The 18,972-nt window shown below is 37.4% G+C and carries 17 protein-coding genes; 14 read left to right on the top strand and 3 right to left on the bottom strand.

The window, feature by feature from the left end:
- The first annotated feature begins 378 nt into the window (after positions 1–378).
- Positions 379–1,917, top strand: coding sequence for a SulP family inorganic anion transporter (locus HNP36_RS16905; protein WP_184166627.1), 1,539 nt, complete (start codon positions 379–381; stop codon positions 1,915–1,917).
- A gap of 176 nt (positions 1,918–2,093) precedes the next feature.
- Here the strand turns inward: HNP36_RS16905 and fusA are convergent, their stop codons facing one another.
- A complete protein-coding gene (fusA, locus tag HNP36_RS16910; protein ID WP_184166624.1) occupies positions 2,094–4,160 on the bottom strand; it encodes an elongation factor G in 2,067 nt (688 codons plus the stop codon).
- 989 nt (positions 4,161–5,149) lie between these two features.
- Here fusA and HNP36_RS19290 point away from each other — a divergent pair.
- On the top strand, positions 5,150–5,614 hold the full coding sequence (locus HNP36_RS19290) for a TerD family protein (protein ID WP_228456421.1): 465 nt from the start codon (positions 5,150–5,152) through the stop codon (positions 5,612–5,614).
- Positions 5,615–5,788: 174 nt separating this feature from the next.
- Entirely contained in the window at positions 5,789–6,829 is a 1,041-nt protein-coding gene (locus HNP36_RS16925; RefSeq protein ID WP_184166621.1) for a TerC/Alx family metal homeostasis membrane protein, read from the top strand.
- Positions 6,830–6,953: 124 nt separating this feature from the next.
- On the opposite strand, the gene HNP36_RS16930 is transcribed toward HNP36_RS16925, so the two are convergent.
- The gene (locus HNP36_RS16930) at positions 6,954–7,958 is read right to left on the bottom strand and encodes a catalase (RefSeq protein ID WP_184166605.1); all 1,005 of its coding nucleotides are present in this window, start codon (positions 7,956–7,958) and stop codon (positions 6,954–6,956) included.
- Positions 7,959–8,309: 351 nt separating this feature from the next.
- Here HNP36_RS16930 and HNP36_RS16935 point away from each other — a divergent pair, with 351 nt between their 5' ends.
- The 5 genes from HNP36_RS16935 to HNP36_RS16955 all read left to right on the top strand — a co-directional run bounded on the left by HNP36_RS16935 (position 8,310) and on the right by HNP36_RS16955 (position 12,231).
- The gene (locus tag HNP36_RS16935) at positions 8,310–8,744 is read left to right on the top strand and encodes an FKBP-type peptidyl-prolyl cis-trans isomerase (protein WP_184166602.1); all 435 of its coding nucleotides are present in this window, start codon (positions 8,310–8,312) and stop codon (positions 8,742–8,744) included.
- A gap of 153 nt (positions 8,745–8,897) precedes the next feature.
- Positions 8,898–9,848: a hypothetical protein gene (locus tag HNP36_RS16940; protein ID WP_184166599.1), complete on the top strand. Its 951-nt coding sequence runs from the start codon at positions 8,898–8,900 to the stop codon at positions 9,846–9,848.
- A gap of 66 nt (positions 9,849–9,914) precedes the next feature.
- The gene (locus tag HNP36_RS16945) at positions 9,915–10,325 is read left to right on the top strand and encodes an Rrf2 family transcriptional regulator (RefSeq protein WP_184166596.1); all 411 of its coding nucleotides are present in this window, start codon (positions 9,915–9,917) and stop codon (positions 10,323–10,325) included.
- A gap of 61 nt (positions 10,326–10,386) precedes the next feature.
- Positions 10,387–11,040, top strand: coding sequence for an NAD(P)-dependent oxidoreductase (locus tag HNP36_RS16950; RefSeq protein ID WP_184166593.1), 654 nt, complete (start codon positions 10,387–10,389; stop codon positions 11,038–11,040).
- 15 nt (positions 11,041–11,055) lie between these two features.
- Positions 11,056–12,231 carry an MBL fold metallo-hydrolase gene (locus HNP36_RS16955; protein ID WP_184166590.1) on the top strand — a complete coding sequence of 392 codons (1,176 nt, stop codon included), beginning with the start codon at positions 11,056–11,058 and terminating at the stop codon, positions 12,229–12,231.
- Between the two features lie 42 nt (positions 12,232–12,273).
- Here HNP36_RS16955 and HNP36_RS16960 read toward each other — a convergent pair whose 3' ends face one another.
- On the bottom strand, positions 12,274–13,311 hold the full coding sequence (locus HNP36_RS16960; RefSeq protein ID WP_184166587.1) for a M23 family metallopeptidase: 1,038 nt from the start codon (positions 13,309–13,311) through the stop codon (positions 12,274–12,276).
- 228 nt (positions 13,312–13,539) lie between these two features.
- Between HNP36_RS16960 and HNP36_RS16965 the strand changes: the two genes are divergently transcribed.
- From HNP36_RS16965 to HNP36_RS16990, 6 genes are all read left to right on the top strand, one after another.
- The gene (locus tag HNP36_RS16965; RefSeq protein ID WP_184166582.1) at positions 13,540–14,580 is read left to right on the top strand and encodes an NAD(P)H-dependent glycerol-3-phosphate dehydrogenase; all 1,041 of its coding nucleotides are present in this window, start codon (positions 13,540–13,542) and stop codon (positions 14,578–14,580) included.
- A gap of 268 nt (positions 14,581–14,848) precedes the next feature.
- Positions 14,849–16,354, top strand: a complete 1,506-nt coding sequence (gene mqo, locus HNP36_RS16970; RefSeq protein ID WP_184166579.1) for a malate dehydrogenase (quinone) — start codon at positions 14,849–14,851, stop codon at positions 16,352–16,354.
- 24 nt (positions 16,355–16,378) lie between these two features.
- Positions 16,379–16,864: a hypothetical protein gene (locus tag HNP36_RS16975; protein WP_317168981.1), complete on the top strand. Its 486-nt coding sequence runs from the start codon at positions 16,379–16,381 to the stop codon at positions 16,862–16,864.
- 9 nt (positions 16,865–16,873) lie between these two features.
- On the top strand, positions 16,874–17,737 hold the full coding sequence (locus tag HNP36_RS16980; protein WP_184166576.1) for an AadS family aminoglycoside 6-adenylyltransferase: 864 nt from the start codon (positions 16,874–16,876) through the stop codon (positions 17,735–17,737).
- Positions 17,738–17,930: 193 nt separating this feature from the next.
- The gene (locus tag HNP36_RS16985; RefSeq protein ID WP_317168982.1) at positions 17,931–18,491 is read left to right on the top strand and encodes a DUF1684 domain-containing protein; all 561 of its coding nucleotides are present in this window, start codon (positions 17,931–17,933) and stop codon (positions 18,489–18,491) included.
- Positions 18,492–18,494: 3 nt separating this feature from the next.
- A complete protein-coding gene (locus HNP36_RS16990) occupies positions 18,495–18,968 on the top strand; it encodes a GNAT family N-acetyltransferase (protein ID WP_184166570.1) in 474 nt (157 codons plus the stop codon).
- The last annotated feature ends 4 nt before the right edge of the window (positions 18,969–18,972 follow it).

Here is an 18,972-nt window from a genome sequence, read left to right on the forward strand (position 1 = left end):
TCCTATCTCTACATGCTCGTTCAATTCATTCAGACAAAACCTCTTTTATGTTTCAAGCTGATTCCTGTATAAATATTCTTATCAGGCCTTTTTATACAGTTTTCGTAATATTTTTAACTATTTACCTTAGTATCAACAGATTCTTACTTATTATACATTTTATTAAAAAGTAAATAATCTGTTTGTTCGTTTTCAAATTTAAATAAAAATTAGAACCTAATTCTCAAAAACACATAAAAAATATCTATTAAAATTAATTTTAATTAAAATTAACAAATTAAATGAACGATTGTGTGAATTATTTTAATTAAATAAAGCTGTATTAAAAAAATAAAGAATATTGTATTCCATTCTCCCAGTACATACCTTTGCAGTGCAATGAAAAATACAATAAGTTTATTCGATTTCTCGAAAAAGATAAATTACAAGAACGAGCTTCTGGCTGGATTTACGGTAGCCATGACCATGATTCCGGAATCACTTTCATTTGCAATTCTGGCCGGACTTCCTCCACTTACCGGGCTTTATGCAGCCTTTATGATGGGGCTCATCACTGCTATCTTGGGCGGACGTCCCGGAATGGTTTCAGGTGGGGCAGGAGCAACCATTGTGGTATTGATCGCTTTAATAAAATCCCACGGAATAGAATATCTTTTTGCCGCTGTTGCCCTTGCCGGAATCTTCCAGATGCTTGTCGGAATTTTTAAGCTGGGGAAATTTGTGAGGCTTATTCCGCAACCCGTGATGTACGGCTTTTTGAACGGCCTCGCCATTATTATTTTTATGGCCCAGATAGAACAGTTTAAAATAACCGGTAATGCAGGGGCTTCTGGCTGGCTTCAGGGAATGCCTTTGTATATTATGGCAGGATTAACTGCTTTAACGATTACCATTGTATATTTTTTTCCAAAGATAACCAAAGCTGTTCCGGCATCTTTAGTGGCAATTATTGTTGTATTTGCTGTAGTTTTAGGCTTTGATATCCCAACGAAAACAGTGGCGGATATTGCCCATATCAGTGGAAGCCTTCCGGATTTTCATATTCCGCAGCTTCCTTTCACTTTTGAAACCTTACAGATTATTTTTCCTTATGCACTGATAATGGCAGGAGTAGGACTTATTGAATCCCTTTTAACATTATCAATGGTAGATGAGATCACGAATTCAAAAGGAAATGCCAATAAAGAATCTGTAGCGCAGGGAATTGCCAACATCACCAACGGCTTTTTCGGAGGAATGGGAGGCTGTGCTATGGTGGCACAAACACTTGTGAACCTAAATGCAGGTTCAAGAGCGAGATTATCCGGAATTATTGCCTCCGTTATGATTTTGCTGATTATTCTGTTCGGGGCGCCTTTTATTGAAAAAATTCCAATGGCTGCGCTGGTAGGTGTTATGATGATGGTTGCTGTAAGTACATTCCAGTGGGTTTCCATCCGTATTGTTAACAAAATGCCTAAATCTGACATTTTTGTAGGAATTACCGTAGCCCTGATCACAGTTGTTCTTCATAATCTTGCGCTGGCAGTACTGGTAGGGGTTATAATTGCCGCATTGGTTTTTGCCTGGGACAACGCCAAAAGAATCCGGGCCAGGAAATCTACAGATGAAAACGGTGTAAAACATTATGAAATATATGGACCTTTATTTTTTGGATCAGTAACAGCATTCATGGATAAATTTGATGTGATGGATGATCCTGATGAGGTAGTTGTTGATTTCAGGGAAAGCAGGATTGTAGATATGAGTGCCATTGATGCACTGGATAAATTATCAAAACGTTACAGCCAGCAAAATAAAAAGCTCTATCTGCGCCACCTCAGTGAAGACTGCCGTAAAATGCTGAAAAACGCAGAAGCCGTTATAGAAATCAGTATCCGGGAAGACCCTACGTATAAAGTGATACCGGAGAAATAAAGAGTGTAAGGTAATGAGAAAGGAAGACGGAAGATGGAAGGTGGAAGATGCAAGCAGCTGAAAGGGAAATCTGCTTCATCCGTTCAATCAACGGGAGATTAAAAGAATTCACTATTGACACTCACTATCACAATAACCAAACAAGGACTGTAAAATAACTTTACAGCCCTTGTTTTTTAGGTTATTAATGTATTGGCAATGAAATCAGGCACCAAAGCATAGTGCGATAACTTCATACTGATTGATGCTCTTCCGCTTGTAAGAGTCCTCAGATCAGAAATATATCCGAAAGTAGAAGCCAGCGGAACTTCTGCTGTGAAAATCTTTCTGCCTGACTTTTCATCAATAGACGAAATAATTCCCCTTCTTCGGTTAATATCGGCTGTTACTGCACCCGTATACTCTTCAATGCTCTGAATTTCAACCTGCATCACCGGTTCCAGAAGCTTTGGACTGCATGATAAAGCCGCTGCTCTGAATCCATCTCTGGCTGCCATTTCAAAATCAGTTGCAGCAGAATCCTTAACATGGAAAGAACCGTCCTGAAGTGTTACCTTCATGCTTTCCAGAGGATATCCTTTAAGTGCCCCGTTCTCCATAGCATCCCTGAATCCTTTTTCAACAGAAGGAATGAATTCGGAAGGAATAGTACCTCCTTTAATCAGGTTGATAAATTCAAGCCCCGGTTCATTACTCACTCTAGGTCCGATTTCAAAAGTGATATCGGCAAACTGTCCGCTTCCGCCATTCTGCTTGGAAAGCTTTTCCCTGTGAGTTCTGGTTTCCGTTAAAATCTCACGGTAAGATACTTTAGGTTCCCCTTGATTGACTTCTATCCCATGATTCAGACGGATCTTTTCCAGGGTAACTTCAAGGTGAAGCTCTCCCAGGCCGCTTAATAAAGTCTCCCCGGTTTGCCTGTCCCTTTCAACTACTAAAGAAGGATCTTCTTCCTGGATTTTGGCCAGAACCAAACCGAAAGATTTCTCGTCACTGTTTGTTTTAGGCTCAATTGAAACCCTGATGACAGGAGCAGGAATGGTAATCGCTTCCAAAAGTACCGGTTTCCCGACAGCAGATAAAGAATCTCCTGTTTTGGCATCTTTTATTCCCGTTAAGGCAACAATATCACCCGCTTTTCCTTCTTCCAAGGATAACGTTTTGTCCGACTGCATCTGCAGAATTCTTGATATTCTGAAACTTTCACCTGTTCTCACATTCAAAACCGTATCACCGGATTTTATCTTCCCGGAATATATACGGAGCATGGCGAACCTGCCCATATGTTTATCAATCAAGACTTTAAAGACAAGCCCTGAAAAATATTCCGTTTCATTTCTTCCCAATTCCACGGTCTTTTCCGTATCGGGAGTTTTCCCCTGAACGGCAGGCAACTGATCCGGAGCGGGAAGATAGGTTACTACGGCATCCAATAGAGGCTGTACTCCTTTGTTTTTAAAAGCAGAACCACATAGGACAGGAACCGCAGCTCCTGACCTGCAGACTCTTTGTAAGGCTTCAGTAATTATGTCTTCCGTGATGTTATCTTCAGGATTCATGAAAATCTCAAAGAATGCTTCATCATATCCGGCGAGAATTTCCATTAATTTCATTCTGTATTCATCTGCATCAGCTTTGTAATCTGCCGGAATTTCTTTTTCAACGATGATTTCTCCGTTTTCGTCCGTCCAGTATAACGCTTTCTGTCTGATCAGGTCAATGACACCCTCAAACTGGGCCTCAGCTCCAATCGGAATTTGAAGAGCCATAGGAACAGCATTAAGTTTCGTTTCAATTTCCTTGAGAACTCCAAAGAAATCCGCTCCGATTCTGTCCATTTTATTGATGAAACAGATCTTTGAAATTCCATGCTTTTCAGCCTGGAACCATACATTTTCAGTTTGCGGCTGAACTCCGGAAGAAGCGCAGAAAACAGCGACAACACTGTCCAGAACTCTTAAAGAACGTTCCACTTCCACGGCAAAATCAATGTGTCCGGGAGTATCAATGATATTGATATTATAAACGGTTTCCCCTTTTTTCCATTGCGTTGAAACGGCAGCGGAAGAAATGGTAATACCTCTGTTTTTTTCCTGGATATCTTTATCCATGGTGGTATTTCCGTCGTCTACATTTCCGATCTTGTGAATAAGGCCCGTGTAATAAAGAAGCCTTTCCGATAAAGTGGTTTTTCCTGCGTCTACATGCGCTATAATTCCTATATTTCTTGTGTTATATTTCATTTTGCTGTATTTAAATTGTTGATTATTAGAATGTTTTAGAATTGAATGCTCAAGTTGTTGAAACGGAATACTTTATTTGGCGCAAAGTTTTTTCTTAAGAATCTTTTCATTTTAAGTTTTGCAAAGAATGCGGCTTTGCCGTTGATTAAGCTGTTGGTATAGTGTAAGCTTAATCAGATCAATCGGAGATTGATTATTTCTTTGCTTTCTTACTAATGATTAGAGTTGAAGTTCTTTGCGTTAAAGAAACCGTACCCGTACGAAACTCTTATGTTCCATTCTATTTTCTTTTAATGATTATGTCTGAAAATAAGGCAGCAAAAAAGACCCATCTGAACAGATAGGTCTTCAATATATTTTTAATAATACAAGATCTAAGAACTATTCAGATAAATATTTAGTGCTGCCAGAGTACACAGCTCTCACAGGGTTGCTTAAAGTTATTATATTTATCATTTTTGTTGACATTGTTGATTTTTAATCGGTTGCGAATTTAAATAAATTTTTTAATTGTCAAAAATTTTTCTGAAGAATTTTTTGCTAAATGAATGTAAACAAATAGTTAAGCTTTGCCCATAGCCAGTAGAAAAGTTGGTGAAATTTCATAAAAAATTCTTAAAACAGAGAAGTTCGCAATGCTTTTATAAGAAAAATTTTATCTTTGAAAATAATAGGAAATTAAACACTTGTTGATGATTGAACAATTTTAAATCTTTTTCAAGAAGCTAAATAAAAACTTTTAACTTAAAACTATTGAAAACAGATATTGACATTCATAACCACTGTCATTTTTCCTTTGACTTGTGGCTTACTCTAATCAAATCTCATCCTGAATTTAAAGCAAAAAGAGTTGAGCTGTTCTCCTCATTTTTTTTAATGTTGATAAACCGATAAATGAGGTTGCAAAAACCGTAAAATATTATGATGATCTTTGCAATACGGTTAATGAGGTTACAGGAGGGAATATTGAGATTTTTGAGATCTATTTAATGATACTTGGAGCACTGAATGTTGATATAAAACAGTTGAATAAAGAAAAACTGGAAGCCTTTTATCTGAAAAGCGAAGAACTGTTTTTAGAATATAAGCCTGTTATCATTTTCGAAAATATTAACGACTTTCTTGATGAAATTAAAAATCAGGGAAAAACAGTTAATATTTTAAGTAATACAGGATTTATCAAAGGAAGAACCATGAGGAAATTCCTGATTCAGGAAGAACTGGATCAGTATATAGGTTTTCACATTTATTATGAAGGAACTCCTACCAATGTAAGAGAAGTTTTCGCCAAATATGACATTGCGAATGACGCTTCATTCAAAGGGCATGTGGCTATGGTAATGGGAGTTTTCTATAAAAGAAACGGAGAATGGAAATTCAATGCAATCGGGGGCGCTACTTCAGACAGAAAACTGGAGCAGACGATCCAGACCGTTCAGGCCAATTATTTGTAACCAAAAGATATTCAATCATAATAGGGTTAGGTTCGTTCAGAAAAAATGAATAATTTTACAGGCTTTAGCAAGAACCTGTTTATAGATTGATATCAAAATAAAAACATTAAAAATTAGCAATATTTGTGCGTACAGTACATCTATTGCTTTTATCATATAATAACATAAACTGAAGTGGAACATCAAAGTATTTTAGAATTACACCCGGGCTTGGTGTGGGGATTTGCGGTAACGGTAGTTATCATGCTGCTCCTGGATTTAGGAGTATTCAACAAAAAGAGCCATGAAGTATCGTCAAAAGAAGCTACCATCTGGTCTGTCGTATGGATTTCATTATCTATGGTTTTTTCCGGGGTAGTGTACTGGGTTTTCAATACAGACGGAACTCCTCAGAGCCATGCGCTGGCTATTGAGAAATTTACACAGTATCAGGCAGCCTACTGGATCGAGAAAGCTCTTTCCGTAGATAACCTGTTCGTGTTTATCCTTGTTTTCGGGTTCTTTAAAGTTCCGAAATACCTCCATCATAAAGTTCTCTTCTGGGGAATCATTGGTGCGCTGATATTCAGGGCCATATTTATCTTTGCGGGGGTAGGGCTTATCAACCTTACTTATCTTCCAGAAATGAATATCTTCGGGGAAGCAGTAAAAATCAATGTGGTAATGACACTCTTTGGACTGTTCCTTGTCTATGCTGGGATCAAATCCTGGGGTGAAGGAGATGGTGAAGATGATGAAGATTACAACAATACAGCCGGAGCAAGATTAATTAAAAGCTTCTGGAAAGTTTCCGATAATTATGATGGTGATAAATTCTTCACCATTCAGAACGGAATCAAAATGGCAACCCCGCTTTTGGTAGTGGTGGGAGTTATTGAATTTACTGACGTTCTTTTCGCGGTAGACTCTATTCCGGCCATCTTTGCGATTTCAAATGACCCGTTCATCCTTTATACATCCAATATTTTTGCCATCTTAGGATTGAGATCCTTATATTTCCTGTTGGCGAATTTTATCCACATGTTCAGCAAACTTTCATACGGATTGGCAATTATCCTGTCATTCATCGGGATAAAAATGCTTATTGCACCGTGGATTCATATTCCGTCTCCGGTTTCATTGGGAATTGTAGGAGGGGTATTGGTGCTTTCCGTTCTTGCATCCATTGTTTTCCCTGAAAAGGAAGAAGATGAGAAAGAAAAGATGGAAGAATAAATAGTATCAAAATTACTTTTAAATACAGGCTCCTGAAAGATCAATTTCAGGAGCCTTTTATATCTTAATGGTTCAAAAAGCAGAATTTTCGTAGTTAAAAAAATATTTCTGAGATCGTTTTAATTTATTGATGCTTATGCAACAACTTATTAATCTTTCTTCTCGTCTGCACAGAAACCTTATATGCTTCATCACGCAGTTTCTGTATTTTTCCCACAGGTTGAAAAAAAGCTTTACTTTCAAATGGGTTGAATGAAAGCAGTTCATTGGTACAATCGCGGGAGTCAAGCAATGAACCTTTATTGATTACTACTTCCCCGATTTTAATATAAGGAGAATTTTTCCATTCCACATTCAACCGGTTAATCGGTTGGCCTTTCAGATCATAGCACAGCTGAATAAAAACATCTGCAGCATAATTATGATCCTGAAAATAATTTTTTAAAGCATCCTGCATCTTCAGCTTACGTCCAAATTTTTTATTGACAGACTTGGGAACCAGTTTGATCTTGATCATATGTTCTCCAAGCCGGTAAGCTCCCACAGAATGATAGTCAAAAGACAGAATAAAGTCGTTTCTTTTACCCAGAAGATTTAAAATATTTTTGACAAAAGATAAAGTGAAAAAAGAAGGAATTATTTTAGCAGCCTGAGCAGTCAGTGAAAAAATATTGCTCCATTTTTTGATATAAAACCGGTTCAGAGCAGTAAACAGCTTCAGAAACTGGGAAACCGAATTCGTAGGAAATAAAGGAAAATTAACAAGAGGAAAATTAGCGATCAGTTCACCATTTTCATCCTTGATTTTTACAGCAAATCCATAAGCAGGAATATCTTTTCCGGCAGTATTGATTTTCAGCCCGGCATTGGAAAGTCTTATGGTAAGATCAAATTTTTCGCTGTCAAAAAACAGAAGAAGTTCTTCAGGGATATTCTTATCAATGAAAAATGTACCGTCAGCTATAGTATAAGTTTTTGCATGGGCATTTCTGGTGGCATAATTGGTGTCACTTATAGAAGATGACTGTTCAACAAAATCAGCAATCGATTTTTTATTGATTTCAAAGAGTTTCTTTTCCTCCTCATTAAGCTCATCAAATTTCTTATTATATTTTAATAATTGTGGCATTTAGTTTTTAAATCCAATTATAAAGCCAAGTTTCTGAATTTGTGTTAACATAATATTAAAATTGTTTGAATTTTGAAGAGTTGTAGTGACAAAATGAAAATTATATTGAATTTTCCACCACAGATTTCGCTGATTTACACAGATGTTTATGTTGTACTTTATTGAAATTGTTAAAGTTATGTGCAATCATCTGTGTAAATCAGCGAAATCTGTGGTAAAAAAATATTGAAGCTTTGTATTTTAGTGATAAAGTATATCATAAAGTCCCTCTATTTTTCAGTCTCCGGCTCCCATCTTCCCGCTTGCTCCATCCTTTGCCAAAAACCCCTATCTTTGTAAAAAATATCAACAATGGGAGTAGCAGATATGTTATTTAAAAAGAAAAAAGAACTGGCAGAGAAAAACCTCAATGACGGTAAAGAGTACATGGAAGAATACGGCAAAAGAGAAAGCGTTGTACAGTTGCCAAGCGGCTTGCAATACGAAATCATTACCGAAGGAGATGGCGCAAAACCAGGTCCTAAATCTACAGTAAAATGCCATTACCACGGAACAACCATTTCAGGTAAAGTTTTCGACAGCTCTGTGAAAAGAGGTACACCGGCATCTTTCCCTTTGAACAAAGTAATTAAAGGATGGACAGAAGCACTTCAGTTAATGCCCGTAGGAAGTAAATGGAGACTGATTATTCCTCCGCATCTGGCATATGGAGATCAGCAGATCAGCAAAGAAATAGGACCGAACTCCACACTTGTATTTGAAGTGGAGCTGTTGGATATAAAGTAATCCGGCTTAAAAATAGCTTAAAAAAATTACCTGAATCCGGGTAATTTTTTTATTTGTATTATATTCGTACAGATTAATGAAGGAGGTTAAGTAAATAAAGATTTGTCCTCTGCTATTCATCCAAAAACTGCAAAAAGCAAAAAATATAACTGAATGAAAAGATTCTTTTACATTTTGGCGGTATTCAGCCTGCTGACATCCTGTGTTTCCAAAAAGAACCAGGTGATTAAACAAAATATCCTTACCCTGAAGGATAGTTATTGCAAGGCTCCTTTCAAATACAATTACAGCAATAAACTTCCGTCATATAATGCAGATTCCATTTTATTGGCCAATAAAGAGCTGCAGGGAATATTTTCCGATCAGAGCATTCTTATTCTAAATGCTTTGGATAATCTTGATGAAGTTCACCAGATCATTGATCTTAAAAAAGATTCCTCTATTGCTTCCCAGGTTAAAGTATTGCAGCTTAAATCCAGGATCAACAGCAAAATCACGATTGCCCTTACAGAACTGGATGCTGTAGCTGCAGAATTCGACTGTGAAGGTGAAAGAGTAGCCCAGATCGGGAATTATGTGGATAACCTTAATGAATCTAAAAATAACAAACTTATCCTGCTTTCCATTGTAACGGGAGCTACGGCTTCTATTGCAGGTGGAATTATAAAAGATGGCGGATGGAGCAATGCAGTTGATATCGGTGGAGGAGTTTTAGGAGCTGGTTTCGGTTTGGCAACACTTAACCCCAAAGGAAAAAAAGTAGAATTTATTCACCAGAGAAACTTATTGATAGACATCTGGAGAGAAAAGCTGGAATCCCCGAATTTCCCACCGTTCATCTGGTATATGTATACAGAGAAAAAGTTTTCCAATAAAGAAGAGCATTCCATTATCAGCAATATGAAAGAAAGATGGCTGCATTACCAGTTTGATGATGTTAAAGCTGATGCCGATCAGTCAGTTATTTTCAGCAACGGAGGTTTCTACAGGGCGGATGATCTTCATAACCGTGCCGCCATGCTCAACCAGATGCAGTCTGCCACACGGACAATCAATCAGAATATCAATTATTTATTGCTGGATCTGGATAAATTAATACTTTAAGAAAAATTTAACTGTAATAAAATTTGTTACAATTAAGAATTTGTTTACCTTTGCCCTGTAATTACAATGAACAATACAAGATTTGCTACGGCAATACATATTATGACCTTATTGGCAAAAAGTCCTCAGGAGTGGCTTACTTCTGAATGGATGGCGGGCAGCATCAACATCAATCCGGTGATGGTACGAAAAGAGATCAGCGTATTGAGGGAAGTTGGCCTGATAGTCAGCAGACAGGGAAAAGAAGGTGGAAGCCAGCTTGCTAAAAGTGCAGAACAAATCAGTATATCGGAAATCTACAGAGCAGTGAAGAATACTGAGGTTTTAGGCAAGAAAAATCAAAATCCTAATCCGGCATGCAGCGTAGGTAAAGAGATCAATAATCATTTAAATACATTATTTGAAGAAACAGATAAGTTGGTTACTCAATTTTTAGGTGATAAATCCCTGAAAGAATTTTCAGAGCAGTTCGAATAAAAATTTTTAACCATAAATGTAACAAATTTTATTACAATTTAATTTTAAAATAAAAAATAGTATGAAAAAAGTATCAGTAATCGGTGCGACCGGTTTTGTAGGCAAACAAGTAGTAAACGAATTGGCAGAACGAGGATATGAAGTAGAAGCTTTGGTGAGAGATGCCTCTAAAGTAGAAACAAAAGGAAACGTAACTGCAAAAAGCGTTGATGTAAACAATACAGACGAACTGGCAGAAGCTTTAAAGGGAAGTGATGCCGTAATCAGCGCTTTCAATGCAGGATGGACGAATCCCAATCTTTACAACGACTTCCTGAACGGTTCTGTTAATATTGAAAAAGCAGTAGAAAAGTCAGGAATAAAAAGACTTATCGTAGTAGGAGGAGCAGGAAGCCTTTACACTCCCGATAACGTACAGATTGTAGACACTCCGGATTTTCCTGAAGCTTATAAGCCGGGAGCAACAGCAGCAAGAGACTATTTAAACAGGATCAAAGAAAATAATACGTTGGACTGGACCTTTTTCAGTCCTGCCATTGAAATGAACCAGGCCAATGTAGGAGAAAGAACAGGAAAGTACAGAACATCTTTGGAAACACCGGTCTTTGATGAAAACGGAAGAAGCCGTCTTTCTGTGGAAGATGTAGCAGTAGTTTTGGTAGACGAGCTGGAAAAGAACAACCACATCCGTGAACGTTTTACAGCAGCATATTAATTTAAAAAATAAACAATGTTAAAAAAGAAATTATTATCATTGGTAGCGATGCTGGGGTTTGTAAGCATCCTTCTGGCAGGAAATCTGAAGATTAAAGTTTACAATCCCGGGGCCAAAGCTATCTTTCCTATTACCTCCACTATTATTTACGGGGATAAAGATGCTATGCTTATTGATGCCCAGTTTCAGAAGCAGTATGCAGAACAGCTGGTAAAAGAAATTAAGGCAACAGGAAAAAATCTGAAAACGGTTTTTATTTCCCACAGTGACCCGGATTTTTATTTCGGACTTGATGTAATCAAAAAAGCATTTCCAAACGTAAAAATCATTTCAACAGCACAGACTGCTTATCTTATATCTGCTTCAAAGGATGATAAAATGGCGGTATGGAAACCACAGCTGAAAGAAGATGCCCCTTCAGAGATTATTATTCCGGAAGCAGTTAATGCAATTCCGGATCTGGAAGGCAATAAAATTGAAATAAAACAGAATGCTGAAGATCCTGCCCACAGTTTTGTCTGGATTCCCTCTCTAAAAACTGTGGCAGGAGGTATTTCCGTTTCCGTAGATTCACATATCTGGATGGCAGATACACAGAATATCAAAGCAATCGATCAATGGATCGGGCAGATTGATGCCATGAAAGCATTAAAACCTGAACAGGTAGTACCTTCGCACTTTGCAAAACAGTCTTTGTCTCCTCAGTCCCTTGATTTCGTTAAAAATTACCTGGAAAACTATAAAAAAGCAGTCACAGAAAATAAGACATCTTCCGCTGTTACAGATTTTATGGTAAAAAAATATCCTGACCTTCACGGAAAAGAAGAACTGGAAATGGGAGCAAAAGTTTTCTTTGGAGAAATGAATTGGGATCTGAAATCACCATATCCCGCCATTGGAAAGAAAGTGGAAGCCGATTTCGGAACACTTAAATTCATGCTGGATTTTAAAGACAATAAAGAAATGACCTTTACAGGAGTTTCCGAAAATGTAAAAGGCAGTACAGATACCGTACAGTATACTGCTGTAGAAGTGGCAAAAAATGTCTTTATGGTATACTGGCATGAACCCAAATTAGGCTCTGATGTTACCCACATTCAGGATTACAACAAAAATATAATTTATACCAATATTGCAGAACCGAACGGAACATTCACCCACTTGAAAGGAACTCTGAAGATTCTGAAATAAAATAAATAATAAAAAACGGCTGTCAACTCGACAGCCGTTTTTTTATAAATTCATAAACAATTTCGGATTAACCGGTGTATTGTTTTTATGTACTTCGTAATGAAGGTGAGGCCCTGTAGAACGCCCGGAGTTTCCTGACTTGGCGATAACCTGTCCCACTTTTACCTTATCATTTACTTTTGAAACCAATTGCGATAAGTGGCCGTAAAGCGTGGCAAGCCCGTTCCCGTGAGAAACAATAACACAGTTTCCGTAACCTCCTTTCTGTCCGGAAAAGATTACAGTTCCTGCAGCGGCAGCTCTTACATCTGAACCATAAGCAACTGCAATATCCAGCCCTTTGTGAAACTGCATCTGATCAGCTTCAGCAGGTGGATTGTTCTTTTCCACAGGAGCTTTTGCTGAAGCATTGCCGGCTACAGCTTTCGTTGATGTTGTCGCAGCAGGCGTTGGTGCCGGAGCAGCAGGAGCCGCTTTAGGAGTTACCATTACCTTTACTTCTCTTTTATTGCCATAGCTGTCTGTCAGTTCAATGATTTTTTCAACGGGCTCAGCTTTTACTTCAGGCTTTGGAGCAGCAACAACTACTGCCGGCTTAGATTCTGAAGCCGTATTTGATTTTACAGAAGCAAATACCGTTTTAAAAGGAATCGGGTTTTTTCTGATGCCGAAATTGGAGGAAATATATCCGTCTGTTGGCATTCCCAGGGGAACTTCCATCAGTTTTTTCTGAAGATTCATTAAATACTGGCTGTAGCGGTTGGCCTGTTTAGCTAAGTATATGGAATTTGAGATACTGTCTTTACTGAGAACCATCAGCTTTTCATTGGAGATATCTTTAGACTTCAAGAATGAATTAAGCTGGGCTACAGTCTGATCCACCATAGTGAGATCTGTTTTCATTTTCAAATAATCTACACTGTCTTTTTCAGTGTTAATTTTTACCAGGTTCACTTCGTACATTTTGTCATCTTTTTCAGAAAATAACCTGGCGATAAGGATAGCCTGCGCAAAAACTACTAGTAAAAGTCCTCCCAGGAGAATGTTTACGTTCTTCTTGCTGTTTAGAAATTTCTTCATTTTTCTTCTCTTAGTATATTTACAAAACGGTTTTAAGCCTGCAAATTTAATTAAAAATACTCTTTGATGTATATTTTTAAAGAAAACTTAGTTTTTTCTGTATTTAACGTTTGATTAGCTGTTTAATTGTGTTGAAGTGTTAATTTTTTCAGAAAGTGGCTTTTATCATCGTTTTAAAAGTCTGCGTTCCGTCTTTGTTTTAATATATTTGCAGTTCACATTCCAATTATGGCTAAAAAGAAAATAATTTCAGAATCTTCCAATCCAAAAAAGAATAAGAACGATATTTCTGTAGGAGTAGTAGGAAGCGGAAGTTTTGCAACCGCTATCGTAAAAATGCTTGTTGAAAACTGTAAAGTAGTACACTGGTGCGTAAGAAGTGAATTTGTAAAAGGAGCTATAGAACTCCGCGGGCACAATCCAACCTATCTTACGGCGGTTAATTTTAATCTTAAAAGTCTGAAACTTACTACGGATATTAATGAGCTTGTCTCTGCCTGCGATGTGATCGTATTGGCAACCCCATCTATTTACCTTTCGGATACGATGGAGAAAATAAGCTGTGAATATGGTGACAAAATTTTTGTTTCAGCCATTAAAGGGATTATACCTAAAGTAAACGATGTGGTAGCTCATTATCTGAGAGATGAATTTAAGATTGGTTTCAGAAACCAGGCGGTTATTGCAGGGCCATGCCACGCTGAGGAAGTTGCTATGGAAAGACTTTCTTATCTTACGGTAGCAGCAGTAGAAGATGAAACTGCTGAAAAACTTGAAAAAATATTCAGTTCAGATTTTATCAAAGTACATTCCAGCAAGGATATTTTAGGAAATGAATACAGTGCCATTCTTAAAAATATTTTTGCAATAGGAGCAGGAATTGCGAGCGGGCTGGGGTATGGAGATAACTTTACCGCTGTTTTTGTTTCCAATGCGATCCGTGAAATGGAAATTTTCCTTGAAGCTGTATACGAAGCCCCTAGAGACGTCAATGAAAGTGCTTATCTGGGTGACCTTCTGGTAACAGCGTACTCCCTTTTTTCCAGAAACCGCAGTTTAGGAAATCTTATCGGAAAAGGATATACCGTAAAATCTGCAATCCAGTCCATGAATATGGTGGCAGAAGGATATTATGCTGCAGATTCCATTTATAAAACAGCAAAACAGAAGCATTTGAAGCTTCCTATTATAGATACGGTTTATGCCATCCTTTATGAAGGAAAAAATGCAGAAAAACAGTTTAAAAAGCTTACTGCAAAACTAAATTAGAAAAAGTAAGGCCTTTACTGACCTCTAGCTTAATCATAAAAATAAAAAACTTAAGTCATTCAGGGCTTAAGTTTTTTATTTCATACCTATTTAATAACTGTGAACTCTGGTTTGATTATTTCTTCAATAGATAAATATTGACAGTATTCATAGAATTTTTTTGCCTGTTTAAAAACCATTTTTACCATAAAAATTAACGTGTTAAAATCGTTAAACATTTTCCTGTTTATAAAACTTTTTCCCGAAATTTGAAATAAAATTTAGAATTATGCCACAATCGCTTACAAGCAGAACACCGAAACCGAAATATGACGTTGTACTGATAGGCGGCGGAATCATGAGCGCCACTTTAGCAACACTGCTTCACGAATTTGATCCCAGTCTTGAGATTGCCATATTTGAAAGGCTCGGAAGATTTGCAAAGGAAAGTACAGCAGCATGGAACAACGCAGGAACAGGGCATTCTGCTTTTTGTGAACTAAACTATACTCCTGAAAAACCGGATGGCACTATTGATATTACCAAAGCGGAAAGCATTGCAGAACAGTTTGAAATGTCAAAACAGTTCTGGTCTTATCTAGTAAATCAGGGATATATCAAAGATCCTAAGGAATTTATCAATTCCTGTCCACATATGAGCCTGGTATTTGGTGAAAAAGATGCTGAATATCTTAGAAAACGCCATGAGAAAATGTCAGATTCCGTATTGTTTTCCGGGATGGAATATTCTACCGATCACGAGCAGCTTAAAGAATGGATTCCTTTAGTCATGAGCAAAAGAAATCAGTCTGAAGTGATGGCAGCTACCAAAATGGATATGGGAACGGATGTTAACTTCGGAACTTTAACCAGAAAAATGGGAAGACACCTGCTGGAAGATTCCAATGTAGAAGTATTCCTGTATCATGAAGTAAAAGATATTGATCCCAGAGAAGACGGAAAATGGGAAATGAAGGTTAAAGATAGGATTCACAGCCATAAACAGGAAGTTGTTGCAGATTTTGTATTTATCGGAGCCGGAGGTTATGCACTTCCGTTGCTGGACAGTTCTGATATTAAGGAAAGTGAAGGTTACGGAGGCTTTCCTGTTTCGGGACAGTGGTTGGTAAGTCATAATCAGGAATTAGTGGAAAAGCATCATGCTAAAGTATATACCCAGGCAACTGTAGATGCTCCGCCTATGTCTGTTCCTCACCTTGATCTCAGAATTATTGATGGTAAAAAAGCACTTCTTTTTGGACCTTTTGCCGGATTTTCCACAAAATTCCTAAGAGAAGGAAGCTATCTTGATCTGCCTGAAAGTGTCAACACAAAAAACCTGAGATCATTATTCGGGGCATGGTGGCACAATATTCCGCTGACAAAATATCTTATTCAGCAGGTTGCTATGACAAAATCCCAAAGAATGCAGCACCTTCGTGAATTCATCAAAGATGCCAAAGAAGAAGACTGGGAACTGAAAGTAGCCGGCCAGAGAGTACAGATTATTAAAAAGGATGAAAAAGATGGTGGAAAACTGGAATTCGGAACTGAAGTGGTGGTCAACAAAAGCGGAACTATCGCCTCATTGTTGGGAGCTTCTCCCGGAGCTTCCACAGCAGTATACGCAATGTTGAACGTACTTGAAAAATGTTTCCCTGAGAAATTACAGGGCGAATGGAAGGATAAGTTGCTTGAAATAGTTCCTTCATACGGCCAAAAATTAGCCCAAAACCCTGAACTTACCGAGAAAATAAGAAATTATACCAAAGAAAAATTAGAACTGGAATATTAAAAAGTAAATAGTAAATAATCAGTTGTGAATTTAAATCCTATCACGGAAATTTACAATTCACTTGCGAAGCAAAATTCACAATTGACTATCCCTAACTATAAAAAAGTGGAAGAAGTAATCATAAAGCCCGTTATTGCCAAAGAACTTCTGGAATCTCTTCAAACCAAAGTGGATGAAGAGAAGCAGGTTATTGTACATTGCTGTTTTCCGGCATCCCCTTTTTTAGGCAATCTGATCAGGATATGGAATTCCACATATCTTATTGATAACCAGTCTGATCACAAAAGCAAGCTGATCCATGCAGAAAATATTTCAATTTATCCTAACTGGACACCGGTTCCGTTTATGCGGGATTTCTGGTTTACTTTAGTATTTTCTGGCCTGCCGAGAGACTGTAAAAGTTTTGACCTCAAAGAAGTTATTCCCGAAGAAGGCGGATTCTTTGTGGAATCTATTAAAAGAAATTCACTGGATATTTACCGTGTAAAAATTTCAGAATCTTATTATTAACAGAAAACGATGAAAGCGCGGGAAGAAAAACTGGAAAAAATCATCAGTTGGGCTGAAAATAATCCTGACATACGCGCTGTACTGCTCACCAGCTCACTCGTAAATCCCTATGCACCCGTTGACGACTTCAGCGATCTTGATATAGAGCTGATCTTCGAGGATATGAATAATTACGAGGAAGATAAAGAATGGATTTATCTTTTCGGTGATCCGGTTTCTATGATAGAAGAAGATGATACATATTTTGAAGGAAAGCATGCCATGAAAATGGTTTTGTATTCTGATCATGTGAAAGTTGATTTCAAGCTTTATCAGAAATCAGAGTTTGTCAGGGAAATTCAGGATTCTCTTCCTGATGATTGGGATGTAGGCTATAAAGTTTTGATTGATAAAGACCATCTGACTCAGGAGATGAAATCTCCCACATATCAGTCTGTAATGATTCATCAACCGGAAGAACAAAAGTTTTTACAGTTAATCAACGACTTTTGGTGGGATACAACCTATGTAGCAAAATGCCTGAAACGCGGAGATCTGTTTTACGCTAAATTTATGTCAGAAAACGTAATCCGTACAGATTACCTGGTTCCCCTGATTGAATGGTATATTGCCAGTGAACAGGGATGGAAAAACGTCACTACGAATAAACATGGTCGTCTTTTCAAAAAATATCTGCCTGTAGAGATTTGGAAAAGAGTAGAAACTACTTTTTCAGGAAGCGGTATAGAAGAGAACTGGCACGCTTTATATGCAATGGCAGACCTGGTACATGAGTTTGGGACAATTTTAGCAAAAAAACTCAATTTTGAATATCCTCAGAAAAAGGAAAATAATGTAAGAAAATATCTGGATGAGGTAAAATCTATGGCCTGATTTTAGATTAATTGCCTATGTCTCGTTACATTTTGAATACAGATGCCTGTTTTTGCAGCGTAGTGAGATTTAAAAACAAATATCATTTTAATCTCTATGAAAAATTCATAGTTTTACTCATATTTTATAACCACTCATGAAAAAATATATAATCTTACTTCTGTTTTTTCCACTTTTTATTTTTTCTCAAAAAATGGTTTCTACGGAGATCACGGAAATCAGAGAATTTCAGGAAGACCTCAATGCAGAATATCTTAATCCCAAAGAAACACCTTTACGTGGAGATAATTTTACCAATTTTAAAGGGCATCCGTTCTTTCCGGCAGATCTTAAATATATAGTCACTGCTAAATTCAGTAAAACAAAAAATCCACGGCCTTTCAATCTCCCTACTTCTTCCGGTAAAACCAAATCTTACAGAGAATATGGAAAAGCAACATTTGAGCTGAACGGAAAATCCTATACCCTGACTTTATATCAAAGCCTCGATCTGATCAAACAGAAAAAATATAAAGATTACTTATTTCTTCCCTTCCACGATGCAACCAATGAAAAAGAAACCTATGGCGGCGGAAAATACATGGATCTGAAAATTCCGAAAGGAAATACCATTGTTCTGGATTTCAACAAGTCCTACCAACCTTATTGTGCATATAACGCCTATGATTATAACTGCCCTGTAGTGCCTGAGGAAAACAGACTTCCCATAGAGATCAGGGCTGGGGTGATGTATGAGGATATCTATCATCACTAACATATGGTCAGCCTGAGGTTTTTTAAAGATCTTGATTTCGGGGAGCTTAATTATTCCCTGAATGAAAATCAGCTGCAATATACTTCAATGGTAGAAAAAGCTTTGAAGAGGATAGAAGAGAGAAATGACGGTAAAGAGTTTCCGGTTACCATCTTTAAAGATGAAAAACCTGCGGGATTTTTTGTACTTGATTTTGGAGAAGATAAGCTGGATCTTACAGAGAATGAAGAATCGGTTTTATTAAGATCTTTATCCATAAATCCGTGTTTACAGGGAAAAGGAATCGGAAATACTGCCATGCAGAAAGTAGATTCTTTTGTCAGAGAAAACTTTCCGGATTGCAGTGAAATTGTTCTGGCAGTCAACCAGAAGAACATTTCAGCTTATCATATCTATCTGAAAGCTGGTTATCTGTACGATGGCAAAACCAGAATAGGAAGGAGCGGACCTCAATACCTGATGCACAAAAAAATTTAAGAAA

The organism is Chryseobacterium shigense (assembly GCF_014207845.1).
Lineage (GTDB): Bacteria > Bacteroidota > Bacteroidia > Flavobacteriales > Weeksellaceae > Chryseobacterium > Chryseobacterium shigense_A.